Genomic DNA, 12,917 nt, shown 5'->3' on the forward strand with positions numbered 1-12,917 from the left:
ATGTTGGGGACGAAGTCGGTACCCCGGCCGACTGTACTGCTGGCGGTTCCGTCGGTTTACATTAAACTTACTCTGGAGTAAGTTAATTGTCGACACCGTACCCCGCAGATGTGGGCTACAACGCGCGGGGTACTGGGGAAACACGGATACGGCAGACGTCCAGATCGTCCACATTCGATACAAGGAGAAGGTAGGAACAGTGGCAGCCAGCAAGAGCAAGGGCGCTCCCAACCTTTACGGTTCGTTCGTCAATTCCGCCCCCGGCGCCTTCCTGGCCGGCAAATTGGGCCTGCCGCAGCCGGAGAAGCTGCGCCGCTACGCCCCGGGCGAGCCGGCGTTGCCCGGCCCGGTCCTGCTCGGCGGTAAGGGCCGCGTCGCCGACGCCGCGCGCACCCTGCTGTCGGACTACACCTTCGTCGACGCCCCCACCCAGGGCGTGAAGGTCGGCGCGCTGGTCTTCGACGCCACCGGCATCGGCACCGTCGAGGAACTGTCGCAGCTGTTCGAGTTCTTCCAGCCGGCCATGCGCTCGATCGCCCCCTCCGGCCGCGTACTGGTGGTCGGCACCACGCCGGAACTCGCGGGCGGCGTCGACGCGCAGATCGCGCAGCGCGCGCTGGAGGGCTTCTCCCGCAGCGTGGGTAAGGAACTTCTGCGCGGCGCCACCGCCAACCTGGTCTACCTGCACCCGGAGGCCGCCGCGGCCGCCACCGGACTGGAGTCGACTCTGCGCTTCATTCTCTCGGCCAAGTCGGCCTTCGTCGACGGCCAGGTCTTCCGGGTCGGCAAGGACGACAACGCCGCCGCCGGCATCGACTGGACCAAACCGCTCGACGGCAAGGTCGCCGTGGTCACCGGCGCCGCCCGCGGCATCGGCGCGACCATCGCCGAGGTATTCGCCCGCGACGGCGCCACCGTGATCGTCGCCGACATCCCGGCCGCCGGTGAGGCGCTGTCGCAGACCGCCAACAAGGTCGGCGGCACCGCGCTCGCGGTCGACGTCACGGCCGCCGACGCCGCGGACAAGATCGCCGAATTTGCCACCGAGCGCTTCGGCGGCGTCGACATCATCGTCCACAACGCCGGCATCACCCGCGACAAGCTGCTCGCGAATATGGACGCCGCCCGCTGGGACGCCGTGCTCAACGTCAATCTCGCCGCCCCGCACCGCATTACCGAGGGCCTGGTGGCCAAGGGTGCGCTGAAGGAGGGCGGCCGGGTGATCGACGTGTCCTCGATCGCCGGTATCGCCGGCAACCGCGGCCAGACCAACTACGGCGCCTCCAAGGCCGGTGTCATCGGCATGGTCAACGCCGAGGCGCCCAAGCTGGCCGAGAAGGGCATCACCATCAACGCCGTCGCCCCCGGTTTCATCGAGACCGCGATGACCGCCGCCATTCCGGTCGGCACCCGCGAGGCGGGCCGGCTGCTCAGCTCGCTGCTGCAGGGCGGGCAGACCGTGGATGTCGCCGAAACCATCGCCTACTTCGCCAGCCCGGCCTCGAATGCGGTGAACGGCAACGTCGTTCGCGTCTGCGGCCAGGCCATGATCGGAGCCTGACGTGGCAACCCGGACCATCTCGCTGAACGAGCCGCCGAAGACCGGCAGCCTGTATCTCAAGGCCGCCCTGGGTGCCGTTCCGCTGCCGCTGGTGTCGGCGCGCAAATCCGAAATTCCGGACCGTGCGGTCGAATGGAACGGCGTCCGCGTCGATCCCGACCACCTCGCGGCCTACTGCCACGCGACCGGGCTGCGCTTCGGCGACTCCCTGCCGCTGACCTATCCGTTCGTGCTCACCTTCCCCGTGGTGATGCAGCTGGTGGTGGCCCGGGACTTTCCGTTCGTCGCGGTCGGCGCGGTGCACGCGGAGAATCTGATCGAGCGCACCCGCGAGATCTCGGTCAGCGAGCCGCTCGACATCCGTGCCCACGTGGAGAACCTGCGGGAGCACCCGAAGGGTCTGCTGGTCGACGCGATCAGCGAGATCAGCGTGGGGCGGGAACTGGTGTGGCGGCAGGTCACCACCTTCCTGCACCAGCAGCGCACCTCGCTGTCCGGTGGTCCGAAGGCGGCGCCGAAGCCGGACGAGGTGCCTCCGCCGCCGCTGCGCACGCTGAAGGTCGACCAGGCGATGATCCATCGCTACGCGGCCGCCTCCGGTGACCGCAACCCGATCCACATGTCGGCGCTCGGGGCGAAGGCCTTCGGCTTCCCGCGGTCGATCGCCCACGGCATGTGGTCGGCCGCCGCGATCCTCGGCGTCATCGAGGGGCGGGTGCCCGCGAAGACGGCCTACGCGGTGAAATTCGGCAAGCCGATCCTGCTGCCGTCCACGGTCAACGTCTACGCCGACCAGACCGCCGAGGGCTGGGATCTGTCGCTGAAACATCCGAAGAAGGGCTACCCTCATCTGACCGCGACGCTGCGCTGAGCAGCGAACGGCCAACGAACAGCCGCCCACCTTTTCGGCGGCCGCATATCGGATCGCATGGGGGATTCGATATGCGGCGGAGGCGAAAAGGTGGGCGGCTGTTTCGAACCGCCGACGATCGGCGGCCCGATCAGCAACCGCAGTCGCAGCCGCAGCAATCGCAGTCACAGTCGCCGCAACCGTTGCAGCAGCTGCAGCAATCGCCACAGCCCTCGCAGTCGGAGCAGTCGCAGCAATCGCAATCGCAGTCGCACCGCTGCAGCCAGGCATCCCGATGTTCCCCGCTGCACGGCCGCCGATGCCCGGCACAGCACGCGTATCCGGTGCAGTACACCCCGCAGATGATCCCGACTCCCTGCCAGAAAGTGGGGCGTCGCGGCGGCTCGTGCGGCGGCTCGTCCGAGGGTGGATACGGATCGCTCGGCGGTCGATCACCGAACGGGGGCGGGATGTCGTAGGGCTGGACCGGGCTCGCGGGATACGGCCCCGGATCGGGATAGACCGCCGGATCCACCTGCGGCCCAGCGGGATTCGGTTGATACGGCGCGGGCGCCGACGGATACGGCCCGGGTCGATCGGGCCCGGCTGCCACCGGGTAGCCCAGCAACCGTGCCGTCGCGCCGGTATCGGTGTCGTGGGAAAGGGTTGCGCCACCGCGCTTTTCGCAGCCGCAGGCGGATGTCGCGCCGCCGCATGCCGCGGCCGCGGTGCGGCCCAGCTTCCGTACGACGCCGCGCAACGGATCGAGCAACAGCCAGCGGACGGCGGGAACGTGCGCGAGCTTCGCTCGATGCAGGGCGCGGCGAATTTCGGCGTCGGACTCACGCAGCAGACCGTGCGCCCCCTCGGCGCTCACTCCCGTGGCGAGCAGTGGATTGAAGCGATCGCGGCGGCGGTCGTCGTCGAGGTCCTCGATGGCGTCGGCCAGGTGGGCGATGCGGCCGAAATGCCAACCGGCCTCTCGCAGGGCGGTGACATTCTCCGGGCGGCCCGCCAGAACGGCGCTGTGGGCGAAGAGTTCGGCGGCACACGTCTGCGTCGGCTCGGTGAGTGTGGCGAGAAGCTCCAACGACGTGGAATCGGCTGTCTGCGAACGGATCCGCGCTGAGCGCTCGAGTTCCGTCTGACGGCCGATCGCGGCGACGAGCGGTTCGATGTCCAGGTCGATGTCGGCGGCGTTCGCGCGGGCCGAGGCGAACCAGCGTTCGGCTACCTTCCGCATGGGCCGCCGGGCGAGTGGGCCCGCGTCGCCGTCGTCGGCGTGGTCGCGAATCTTGGCCGCTCCCAGTAATAGTGACGCGGTCGTCGCCAGCCGCACTCCGGGGGATCCGGCCGCGGCGACCGAGGCCCGTCGCATGCCGCGCAGCGCGCACGGCCCGGCCGCGGTCCGCGCCACCGCACCGGTCTGTGCTTCGGTGAGCACATTCAGCACGATCGCGTCGGTATTGGTCGCGGTGCGGGCCAGCTGGCCGTGCCCGTCGCGCAGGCCCAGGCACAGTCCGCACATATGCGTGCGCCAATCTGCCGCATCCAGGCCGTATTTCGCCGCGCTGTGCGCGCACGGCGTGAGAAGTCCGAACAATTCCGCCCCGTAGAACCCCGGCCGCATCGGCAATCCGGCCATCTGTGCAATCCGCACTCTGGCAGCTGCCGACAGCGCCGCGCAAGTCGGACGGCGCGTATCGCCGGCGTCTACTCGGCTTTCTTCTTACCGGCCAGACCGCGCCAGGCCAGATTGTCCAGCAGGTCGACCGCGCTGGCGACATCGACCTCACCGCTGGCGATCCGGTCGGCGATCGCCTCGCCCGCGCCGATCACCGCCACCGCGACGATGTCGAAATCGGTTCCGGGCTCGGCATATTTGGCGCTCGACTCGAGCAGTTTCGCGGTCAGTTCGATGATGCGCTCGCGACTGTTCGCGATCTCGGAGGCGAACGGCTGCTGCCCGAGGGCCTGCCGATACAGCACCGACCACGACAGCCGGTTGTTGTCGACATAGGACAGGAACGCCTCGAGCCCGGCGCGCAGCTGCTCGTGCGGGGTCAGCTTGGGATTGCCGGCCACCGCGACGGCCTCGATGAAGCGTGCGCTCTCGCGCTGAATGCAGGCCCGGAACAGTTCGTCCTTGGAGCCGTAGTACAAATACAGCATCGGCTTGGAGATCTTGGCCTCGGCCGCGATGGCATCCATCGACGTGTCGTGATATCCCTTTCGGGAGAAGACCTCGACGGCGGCGTCCAGCATCTGCTGCTCACGAACCGCCCTGGGAAGCCGCTTCGTTCCGCCTGCCATCCACACTCCTAGCCCATATCGAAACCCCTATCTTACTCCAAGGTAAGTTTCGGAGAACAACGAATTGCCACCGATTCGCTGAAGCCGGGCTCAGCAGGGGAGCTGGATGCCTTTGTACTTGGCCACCCGCAGGACCGAGTCGTCGACCTGCTTCATGGTCAGTTTCCCGTCGCGAACTTCCTGCTCGAGCCGGTCCAGCACCGAGCTGACGGCGTCGGTGCTGATCCACAGCGCGTCGTCGGCGCCGGCCTCCAGGGCGGCGGCGACCGCGTCCTCGATGCCCATCCGCGCCGTGATGGCCGCCATGCCGCTCAGGTCGTCGGTGAAGATCGGGCCGTCGTAGGGCTTGGCGTTGTAGCCGGTGCCCTGGCGCAGCAGTGCCATCGCCTCCGGGCTGATGCTCGCCGGAACGTTCGGCGAGGTCAGACCGGGAACGTCGAGATGGCCGACCATCACCGCGGCGCCGGAATCGATCAGGTTCCGGAACGGCACCAGATCCACCTGCTGCATCTGATCCAGCGGGGGCGTGCGGACCGCGCCGGTGTGGGAATCGCCCGATCCGTGTCCGTGGCCGGGGAAGTGCTTCATCACCGCTCCGACACCGGCATCGTGCATGGCCCGGATGTAGGCGCCGGCGTATTCGGTGACGACCTGCGGATCCTGGGAATAGGAGCGGTCGCCGATCACCGCGTCGTCGGGCTCGTCGCTGACATCCACGTCGGGCGCGAAGTCGACGGTGATGCCCAGCTGCTTCATGGCCTGACCGCGGGTCAGGCTCTGCTGGTAGTACTCGTCGGTCGTCATGGTCTGCGCGGCGACCCGGGCCGAGGGCGCCTGCCCGATCAGATTCTGCAACCGCGAGACCCGGCCGCCTTCTTCGTCGATGGTCACCATCAGCGGTGTGCGCGCGGCGGCCTTCACCTGGTCGAGACCCTGGCCGGACAGCATGGACTGGTCGGTCCAGCTGCCGACGAAGATGCCGCCCACCTGTTCTCCGCGCACCACCTGCTCGGCGTCGGCGGCGTTCTTGACGCCCACGGTGAGCAACTGCGCCAGCTTCTGCCGGGTGGTGAACTGCGCGAGATAGCCTGCGGCGCAGTCCTGCTGGTTACCGGTCGTGGTCGCGGCGCCGCCGGTCGCGCTCGTGGTGCCCGGTACGGCGCTGGGGATGGTCGTGGTGGTGGAGTTGGAGCCACCACCACCGGAGCACCCAGCGAGGGCGACTGCGGCTACTGCGAGAACGATCCCGGCAACGTTGCGCATGGACCGACCGTAGCCGTTCGAGGCGTCGGAACCTACCCGTGGTCGCCGTCGGCACCCCTGCCGCGGAGGCCGCACCCCCGACCCGATCCGCCGGTGCCCGCTCCGACCGCCGCGTGCCCCGTCTCGAGGTCTGCGGAAGCGCCCGCGACGATAATGCTCGAGTTATCTAATTGTGATATCAGTCATTTGCGACGGCAATGCCCGGCGAGGGGTTCTCAACCTCCTTTGCCCATTAAATGGTCAACCACCAGCTAATTCCAGTCGGCAGTAGAAACGGAAAACCGATAGCTCATTGCGTTAGCGCGATAGATGACCGCTAGCTGCTGTCGGTAACCTCTCGGTAACCTGACCATCGGTAGTTGGTTGTCGAAGATTCACGGTTCGTTCCCGATCGCTGCGCTGACGGGAACGGGATCGATTGCTTTCGGCTATTGATTCGCTACCTATCCGGCGGAACTCTGCCGGACGTCAACGAACCGATAGCGAAGGGCTGAGACAGTATGCGTATCAGCGCAATTGCGCGGGGCGCGGGATTGATTCTCGCGGCGGTCGTCGGGGTAGGTGCACTCGGCGCCGCCCCGGCCGTCGCCGCGTCCGATCTCGACCGGTATCTCGACCTGCCTCTGGTCAATCGCGATGCCGCCCGGTCGCCCGGCGGCGTGAATCCGGATTTGCCCTACGACCATTCCGAACTGGGCCGCCTGCTCGATGAGGCGCGCACGGAGAATGTGGCGCCGACCCGGTACGCCGCACTGCTGTACCAGTACTGGCTCGTGGACGCGACCGAGAAGGCCGGCATCGATCTGCGCGGCTGGGACCCCCGCAGCGGCGTGGAGGCCAACCGCGACAATCTGATCAAGTCCTATCGCTACTACGAGAATCTGCAACTCGGCCACCGCGAATTGCAGTGGGCCGGAATGGGCGGCCAGGTCGGCGCCGACTTCGGCGGCGGACTCGTCGACGCCGCACTGATGGGCAACCTCTACGACCTGCCCGGTATCGCCGACGCCGCACACACCGTGCTCGGCGCCGTCCAGCGGACGGCCGGACCGCAGGCGGTCGCGATGCTGCCGGACGGGCTGCGTGCGCTGGCCGACGCGGCGCCGACCATCACCCCCGAAGACCTGGACTGGATTCTGGGCATGATCCTGGTGATGCAGAAGAACATCTTCTCCGACCTGATGCCGATGCACGACGCCTACGTCACCGGTGGCCTCGCCGCGCTGGCGGAATTCGAGCGGGCCGGACTGTTCGGCGCCGACATCATGGACGCCTGGCGCGATGTGTCCTCGGGCGCGCGCGATCGGATCGCCGCCGGCAACGCGGTCCTGCTGCGCCGGGAACAGCAGTGGGCGATCGGCGCGCAATGGGACCGGGTGCGCCACTACAAGGGGCCGGTCGGTGCGGCGATCACCTACCTCAGCGGCGCCGCCGGTTCGCCGTCGGTGGCCGGTGTCGTGCCGCCGCGCGAATTCCGGCCCGTGCGTGTGCCTTTCACCGGCGCCGACGGCCGCCCGATGATTCTCAGCCTGCCGTTGCCGAGCTGGAACTGGTCGGTCCTCGACGATCGCTGGGACTACATCACCACCGAACTGCTGCCCAAGTACAAGTGGCAGGTCGAAAACAATTGGCCCGCACTGGAAGCCACGCTGCGAACCCCGTACGAGGTGCAGCTGGAATCCCATCGGCCGCTGCTGAACATCCCGCAGTTGCTGGGTTCGGCGGCACAGGAAATGACGGTCACGCCGGCGGGTCCGGCGCAGGCGTCCGGCGGAACACAGGAGGGCCGATGAGAAAGTACACACTGGCGGCGGTGACCACCCTCGCGCTGGTCTGTGCCGCGGCGGGCGCCGGAGTATCCGGAACCGCTGCCGCGGAACCCGTTGCGTCGCAGACCCCCACCCTGAACGAGGTGTTCAACGGCTTCGTCGTCGGCTCGCTGCGGGGCGCCTCCCCGGCGAGCCCGCAGGAAGCGTTCCAGGCGCTGCGGGCCGACGACCCGTTCTATCGGGAACCCCCGCTGACCGGTGCGGAGAAACCCGGCACGGTGGTGAAGGCGAAGAAGGTCGATGTCCTGTTCACCGGCGTGAAGCCGGCGAATCTCGACGCCTGGAAGCTGATGTACGTCACCACCGAACGCGACGGCGTCACGCCCGCGATCAGCACCGGGATCCTGATGATTCCGCGAGACGGCAAGCCCGCGAACGAGAAACACGTCGTCTCGTACCAGGAGGCCAACGACAGCGTCGGCTGGAACTGTCATCCCAGTACCCAGTGGACCGGCGGCGATCCGCTGGACGGCGCGTCCTGGTCGGCGCTGGGCCCGCTGGCGCTGATGTTCGGTAAGGGCTACGCGGTGATGATCTCCGACGTCGGCAACGATGCCGACCGCGCCCCGCACGGTGTGTTCGCCGGTAAGTACGCCGCGCACACTCAGCTCGACGGCACCCGCGCGGCGCTGAATTTCGGTGCGGCCGGGCTGAATCCGCAGGCTCAGGTCGCGCTGTTCGGGATCGCCGGCGGCGGTGTCGGGGCGGGCTTCTCGGCCGAACTGCAACCGTCCTACGCGCCCGAACTGAACGTGAAATCCACTGTGCTGGAAGGCATGGTGGTCGATCAGCGCAATTTCATGCGAGTCGCCGACGGTTCGGTGGGTTCGGGCTTCGCGTTCGCCACCCTGCTCGGGCTGGAGCCGAAATACCCTGAAATGCAGCTGGATTCGAAACTGAATTCCGCCGGGCAGGCGGTGGCGAAGGTCTTCCGCGGCCAATGTCAGGACGCCTACTTCAGCATGCCGTTCGTTCCGCTGCGGGCGATGTTCGACTCCGGACTGAATCCCGCCGACGAACCGGCGTTCCAGCCGGTGTTCGACGACAACCGGCTCGGCCGCTCCGGCACGCCGACGTCCAAGGTGCTGATCACGTCGTGCGCGAAGGACGATTCGCCGATGTCGCTGGTCCCCGCGGCCGATTCGCGCGATCTCGCCGACACCTACCGGGCACAGGGCACCGACGTCACCTACCAGCCCACGGACTGTTCGATGGTCACGATGCTCACCGACCTGTACGGCTGGGGCACGGATCTGTTCGGCATGCAGACCGTCGACTGGATGGACCGGCAATTCGACTGAGTGGAGACATCATGGCATTGCTCTGGGGACTGGGCTATCTGCTCACCTTCGGACCGCTGGCCGCGCTGGACATGGTCGGCCGCGCCGTCGAGAGCCTGAGCTGAGCGGGACACGATGCGAGAAAGGCCCCTACCGCCGCTGCGGTAGGGGCCTTCGTTCCGGTTCGGCGTGTGCCGCCCCGGCCGTGGCCTACTTGCCCGGCAGCTCGTTGTGCCCGCCGAACGCCTTGCGCATGGCCGAGAGCACCTTGTCCGCGTAGAGCGCCTCACCGCGCGAGGAGAAGCGCTCGTACAGCGCAGTCGAGAGCACCGGGGCGGGCACGCCCTCGTCGATCGCGGCGTGGATGGTCCAGCGGCCCTCGCCCGAATCCGACACCCGCCCGCCGAAGCTGGTCAGATCGGGATCGGCGTGCAGTGCGGCCGCGGTGAGGTCCAGCAGCCAGGACGCGACCACCGAACCGCGTCGCCACACCTCGGTGACCTCGGGCACGTTGATGTCGAACTGGTAGTACTCGGGATTTTCCAGCGGGGACACCTCGGCCGAATGCGCGTCGTCGAGCTCCTTGCCGATATTGGCCTTGTGCAGGATGTTCAGGCCTTCGGCGTAGGCCGCCATCGCGCCGTATTCGATGCCGTTGTGCACCATCTTCACGAAGTGCCCGGCACCGGCGGGGCCACAGTGCAGGTAGCCCTGCTCGGCGGGGGAGGGCTCACCGGTGCGACCGGGGGTGCGCTCGGCGGCGTCGACACCCGGCGCGATCGACCGGAACAGCGGCTCCAGGTGGGCGACCTGCTCGGCCTCGCCGCCGATCATCAGGCAGTAGCCGCGGTCCAGGCCCCACACGCCGCCGGAGGTACCGATATCGAGGTAGTGGATCCCCTTGGGCGCCAGCGCCGCGGCCCGCTTGATGTCCTCGTGGTAGCGGCTGTTGCCGCCGTCGATGATGATGTCGCCCGGCTCCAGCAGGTCGGCGACCTGGTCGATCACCGCCCCGGTCGCGCCGGCCGGAATCATCACCCAGACCACGCGCGGCTTCTCGAGCAGCGCGATGAAGGCCGGGTAGTCGGTCGCACCCTGGAAGCTGTCGCCCAGTTCGTCGGTGAATTCCTTGATCTGGTCCTCGTGCCGGGAGTAGCCGACCGCGGTGTGCCCGTCCTTGACGATGCGCCGCACGATATTGGCACCCATTCGGCCGAGCCCGATCATTCCCAGCTGCATACTCTTCTCCTCGAGTCGTCCGAGCTTCGGCAGGTCCGAGCTCTGCTTGCTGCTGCACCGCGGCATGAGATCAACGCCCCGTACCGCAATCGCCCTCGATTGTCCCCGGTGCCCCGATCGAGAATTTCTCCGGTGTCGAAACGAATCGTGTAACGCCCCGAGCCAGGACCCGATAATCAGATCGGCTCCGTGCAGTTGCCAGACCCCCGACCCGGCAACCGCACGGAGCCGTCTTCGTGTCCTCCGGGCTCGCGCCCGTCGACGACTCCGGCTCCCGCCCGCCTACAGCGGCGAGCGCATGAGCACGACGTTGTACTGGTTGTGCATGGTCAGCAGGAAGTACAGGTCGCTGCCGGTCTGATACGGGTAGATCATCGGCGCGTACATGGTCGGCAGATCGCGCACATCGATCAGCACGCGCGGCGCGCTCCACGGCCCCTCCGGGTTCGGCGCGGTCCGCATGACCACGGAATCGAAGGGATCGGTGGTCAGCATCACGTACTGGCCCAGATGCGCGTTCCACTGCACCGACAACTCGCCCACGCCGCCGACGATCGGCTTGGCGGCGTTGGCGTCCTTCGGCTTCCACGCGCCGCCGTCCCAGTACTCGTAGGCGTCGATATTGGCGATATCGGCTTCCTTGACCCGCGAGATGAAGCCGGGCTGGTTGCGGCCCGCCGGGGTGCCGTACTTGTAGACGTAGCCGCCGGCCTTCAGGAAGGCGTTCTGCTGGAAGCTCTGGAAGCCGTTCTCGGTGCCGCGGCGGGTGGTCGGCAGCTGCGCCCAGGTCTGGCCGTCGTCGCCGGAGACGGCCAGGGTGGAGAAGTTGGTGTCCCAGTGCCCGTCCGGGCCCCATTCCCGCACCGACATCATCGACATGTACTGCACGCCGTTGACCGAGATGCCCGCGGTCGGAATGAAACTGATCTCGATACCCGGGATCTTCGGGCTGGGCAGCGGATTGTCCACGAAGCTCGTGTAGTTCACCCCGCCCGCCGGGTCCGCGCCGGCCGGGCTGCGGAACAGCACGTTCGAGCGCCACGCCCAGATGCTGCCGGCCAGGACGTTCGGCACCCCGAGTCCGGCGGTGTCGCCGTAGGCGGTGATCATCTGCCCGTGCCCGTCGTCCCACATGATGCCGAGGTCGGTGCCCAGCACGTTCTGGTTCTGGGTCCGGTTCGGCGAGGCCATCCCGGTGGCCTGGTAGACCGCCTGCGTCGGGCCCGCGAGCTGCGGCAATCCGTTGATGCCGTTCAGCCCCGGAATCGGGTTGATGTTGTTCGGGTCGGCTCCGGCCGGCGATGCCGTCAGGCCCAGCAGCGCGACCGCCGCGCAAGCTCCAGCCAGTGCGGACAGTCGTCTCATATTCCGAATTCCTTCCATGAGTCGCGCCGTGGGTATTGTGCCTGCCCTCGGCCGACGGCGTGCGATATGCCGACGAAACCCTCGTCACATCGGCATGGCACGGTGCTGTCTCGGTTGTCTCGGTTTATGTATGGCGCACCAGACCCCGGGTACTCCAGTGCGGTCATTATCACCCGGCCCCGATTCCGGTGCGGGACCGGCGGTCCTGGCGTGCCGGGACGACAACGGCCCCGCCTCCCGAAGCGGGAGGCGGGGCCGCTGTGTTCACGTGGTGGTCGAGAAGGCGATCAGAAAGCCGCTTCGTCGAGCTCCATCACGTCGTTGTCCAGGTTGGACAGCACGGTGCGGGTCGCGGTCAGCTCCGGCAGGACGTTGCGGGCGAAGAACTGCGCGACCGCGACCTTGCCGGTGTAGAAGGCCTCGTCGGAGCCGGTGGCACCGTTGTCGAGCGCCTTGATGGCGACCTCGGCCTGACGCAGCAGCTGCCAGCCGATCAGCAGGTCGCCGACCGCCATCAGGAAGCGGACCGAACCCAGGCCGACCTTGTACAGCTCCTTGGCGTCCTCCTGCGCACCCATCAGGTGACCGGTCAGGGTGGCGGCCATGGCCTGCACATCCTCGAGCGCGGTGGCCAGCAGCTTGCGCTCGCCCTTCAGGCGGCCGTTGCCGGCCTCGGACTCGATGAACTTCTGCACCTGGCCGGCCACATGGGCCAGCGCCACGCCACGGTCGCGGGCGATCTTGCGGAAGAAGAAGTCCTGCGCCTGGATGGCGGTGGTGCCCTCGTACAGCGAGTCGATCTTCGCGTCGCGGATGTACTGCTCGATCGGGTAGTCCTGCAGGAAGCCGGAGCCACCGAAGGTCTGCAGCGAATCGGTCAGGTACTGGTAGGCCCGCTCCGAGCCGACACCCTTGACGATCGGCAGCAGCAGGTCGTTGACGCGGAACGCGAGGTCCTTGTCGGCGCCCGAGACGAGCTGAGCGATGTCCTCGTTCTGGTGCGCGGCGGTGTAGAGGTAGATCGCGCGCAGGCCCTCGGCGTAGGCCTTCTGCGTCATCAGCGAGCGGCGCACGTCCGGGTGGTGGGTGATGGTGACGCGCGGGGCGGTCTTGTCGGTCATCTGGGTCAGATCCGCACCCTGCACCCGCTGCTTGGCGTAGTCCAGCGCGTTCAGGTAACCGGTCGACAGGGTCGCGATGGCCTTGGTGCCCACCAT

The 12,917-nt window shown here is 67.7% G+C and carries 10 protein-coding genes; 4 read left to right on the forward strand and 6 right to left on the reverse strand.

All coding sequences use genetic code 11. The annotated features are described in order from the left end of the window. Positions 1-199: 199 nt before the first annotated feature. The gene (locus NMI01S_RS06740; protein ID WP_084512535.1) at positions 200-1,561 is read left to right on the forward strand and encodes a 3-oxoacyl-ACP reductase; all 1,362 of its coding nucleotides are present in this window, start codon (positions 200-202) and stop codon (positions 1,559-1,561) included. Between the two features lies 1 nt (position 1,562). Beyond that, positions 1,563-2,432, forward strand: coding sequence for a MaoC family dehydratase (locus NMI01S_RS06745; RefSeq protein ID WP_062995068.1), 870 nt, complete (start codon positions 1,563-1,565; stop codon positions 2,430-2,432). 130 nt (positions 2,433-2,562) lie between these two features. Here NMI01S_RS06745 and NMI01S_RS06750 read toward each other — a convergent pair whose 3' ends face one another. The 3 genes from NMI01S_RS06750 to NMI01S_RS06760 form a co-directional block, all read right to left on the reverse strand. Then, positions 2,563-4,056 carry a DUF5685 family protein gene (locus tag NMI01S_RS06750; protein WP_062995069.1) on the reverse strand — a complete coding sequence of 498 codons (1,494 nt, stop codon included), beginning with the start codon at positions 4,054-4,056 and terminating at the stop codon, positions 2,563-2,565. A 68-nt stretch (positions 4,057-4,124) separates the two neighbouring features. Then, positions 4,125-4,724 carry a TetR/AcrR family transcriptional regulator gene (locus tag NMI01S_RS06755; protein WP_030514254.1) on the reverse strand — a complete coding sequence of 200 codons (600 nt, stop codon included), beginning with the start codon at positions 4,722-4,724 and terminating at the stop codon, positions 4,125-4,127. A 90-nt stretch (positions 4,725-4,814) separates the two neighbouring features. Further along, the gene (locus tag NMI01S_RS06760) at positions 4,815-5,987 is read right to left on the reverse strand and encodes a glycoside hydrolase family 3 N-terminal domain-containing protein (RefSeq protein WP_062995070.1); all 1,173 of its coding nucleotides are present in this window, start codon (positions 5,985-5,987) and stop codon (positions 4,815-4,817) included. 500 nt (positions 5,988-6,487) lie between these two features. Here NMI01S_RS06760 and NMI01S_RS06765 point away from each other — a divergent pair, with 500 nt between their 5' ends. Both NMI01S_RS06765 and NMI01S_RS06770 read left to right on the forward strand, forming a co-directional pair. Continuing rightward, positions 6,488-7,780, forward strand: a complete 1,293-nt coding sequence (locus NMI01S_RS06765; protein WP_062995071.1) for a hypothetical protein — start codon at positions 6,488-6,490, stop codon at positions 7,778-7,780. After that, positions 7,777-9,117 carry a lipase family protein gene (locus tag NMI01S_RS06770; protein ID WP_062995072.1) on the forward strand — a complete coding sequence of 447 codons (1,341 nt, stop codon included), beginning with the start codon at positions 7,777-7,779 and terminating at the stop codon, positions 9,115-9,117. Before NMI01S_RS06765 ends, NMI01S_RS06770 begins: the two co-directional genes overlap by 4 nt. A gap of 189 nt (positions 9,118-9,306) precedes the next feature. Here the strand turns inward: NMI01S_RS06770 and gnd are convergent, their stop codons facing one another. The 3 genes from gnd to NMI01S_RS06785 all read right to left on the reverse strand — a co-directional run. Then, positions 9,307-10,335, reverse strand: a complete 1,029-nt coding sequence (gene gnd, locus NMI01S_RS06775) for a phosphogluconate dehydrogenase (NAD(+)-dependent, decarboxylating) (protein ID WP_062995149.1) — start codon at positions 10,333-10,335, stop codon at positions 9,307-9,309. A 282-nt stretch (positions 10,336-10,617) separates the two neighbouring features. After that, positions 10,618-11,700, reverse strand: a complete 1,083-nt coding sequence (locus tag NMI01S_RS06780; RefSeq protein ID WP_084512538.1) for a glycoside hydrolase family 183 protein — start codon at positions 11,698-11,700, stop codon at positions 10,618-10,620. Positions 11,701-11,987: 287 nt separating this feature from the next. Continuing rightward, positions 11,988-12,917 (reverse strand): acyl-CoA dehydrogenase family protein (locus tag NMI01S_RS06785; RefSeq protein ID WP_167669871.1); only part of this gene is annotated, 930 nt, incomplete at its 5' end.

The organism is Nocardia mikamii NBRC 108933, assembly GCF_001613505.1.
Classification (GTDB): domain Bacteria; phylum Actinomycetota; class Actinomycetes; order Mycobacteriales; family Mycobacteriaceae; genus Nocardia; species Nocardia mikamii.

Bases quoted from the DNA above. Each gene is read 5' to 3' on its own strand.
- NMI01S_RS06750 (WP_062995069.1), bottom strand. From the start codon at position 4,056: ATGGCCGGATTGCCGATGCGGCCGGGGTTCTACGGGGCGGAATTGTTC.
- NMI01S_RS06755 (WP_030514254.1), bottom strand. From the start codon at position 4,724: ATGGCAGGCGGAACGAAGCGGCTTCCCAGGGCGGTTCGTGAGCAGCAG.
- NMI01S_RS06760 (WP_062995070.1), bottom strand. From the start codon at position 5,987: ATGCGCAACGTTGCCGGGATCGTTCTCGCAGTAGCCGCAGTCGCCCTC.
- NMI01S_RS06765 (WP_062995071.1), top strand. From the start codon at position 6,488: ATGCGTATCAGCGCAATTGCGCGGGGCGCGGGATTGATTCTCGCGGCG.
- NMI01S_RS06770 (WP_062995072.1), top strand. From the start codon at position 7,777: ATGAGAAAGTACACACTGGCGGCGGTGACCACCCTCGCGCTGGTCTGT.
- gnd (WP_062995149.1), bottom strand. From the start codon at position 10,335: ATGCAGCTGGGAATGATCGGGCTCGGCCGAATGGGTGCCAATATCGTG.
- NMI01S_RS06780 (WP_084512538.1), bottom strand. From the start codon at position 11,700: ATGAGACGACTGTCCGCACTGGCTGGAGCTTGCGCGGCGGTCGCGCTG.